The sequence below is a fragment of the Burkholderia sp. Bp9143 genome (genome assembly GCF_003853645.1).
Taxonomy (GTDB): Bacteria; Pseudomonadota; Gammaproteobacteria; order Burkholderiales; family Burkholderiaceae; genus Burkholderia.
This window is the reverse complement of record NZ_QTPO01000168.1, coordinates 1-554: the sequence shown is the minus strand read 5'-3', so window position 1 is coordinate 554 and position 554 is coordinate 1. Positions and strand designations below refer to the sequence as shown.

The 554-nt window shown below is 64.1% G+C and carries 1 pseudogene; it reads left to right on the top strand.

The window, feature by feature from the left end:
• Positions 1–554 (top strand): annotated as a pseudogene (locus tag DIE23_RS39165) (type VI secretion system tip protein VgrG); the annotation flags it as partial.

Genomic DNA, 554 nt, shown 5'->3' with positions numbered 1-554 from the left:
ACCGAGGTACGCATCAGCGAACAGGGGTATGTGGTGCGAACAGCGGGCGAGCACACGATCTTTGCAGGCAGTCACCAGACAGACGAAGCGCAGGTGCGATCGATGCGCCTGCCGGTCACGCCCGACAATCCGGGGCAGTATGCGGCGCACTTCGTGCTGTTGGAGCATGACAGCGGGTTTGCACTGCCGAACCAGCCGTACCGGGTCACGCTCGACAACGGACGCGTGATAGAGGGCGTGAGTAACGCGCTGGGCGAAACGGATGTGGTGACGAGCCATGACATCGCGTTCGGCACGGTGGAGCTGCTGGCGGCGAGCGATCCGGACAAGGTGATTGCGGTGAACCGGGCAGCCGTCGTGCGCGACAACAAGGCGCCTTACACCGCCCGAGCGCCGAACGCCGACAAACGCACCACAACGATCAAGGGCAAGAAGGTCAGCACCCCGGAACAGGGGGCTACGTCCGCGAGTCAGCCGGCCGCGTTCGCGACCTGCGATCCGCTCAACTTCGGGTTGCGCTTCCATCACTTCATCGACGGGGCTAAACAGGGCGA